This is a genomic window from Pseudoalteromonas sp. bablab_jr011 (assembly GCF_016464045.1).
Taxonomy (GTDB): domain Bacteria; phylum Pseudomonadota; class Gammaproteobacteria; order Enterobacterales; family Alteromonadaceae; genus Pseudoalteromonas; species Pseudoalteromonas lipolytica.
Genome location: NZ_JACDWU010000069.1, coordinates 1 through 221 on the forward strand (window position 1 = coordinate 1; position 221 = coordinate 221).

The following is a 221-nucleotide window of genomic DNA, read 5'->3' on the forward strand; positions in this document are numbered from 1 at the left end:
TTACACCAAATACAAGGCCTACCAAGCAGGAAAAGCCGTCTTCAAAATACCCGCCCCGCATACCAGTCAGGAGTGCGCTGAATGCGATCACACTCACCCCGACAACCGTAAATCACAAGAGCTATTTGTGTGCGGTAACTGTGGCAATACTGACAATGCAGATAACAATGCATCAAAGGTCATAAAGAAACGGGCAATTAACCTAATATTAGACACTGGAA

1 protein-coding gene is annotated in these 221 nt (G+C 45.2%); it reads left to right on the forward strand.

Annotation, left to right across the window (positions count from 1 at the left end; all coding sequences use genetic code 11):
• The coding region (locus tag JIG41_RS01885; RefSeq protein WP_199524191.1) for a zinc ribbon domain-containing protein at nt 1–221 on the forward strand (221 nt) is incomplete at both ends.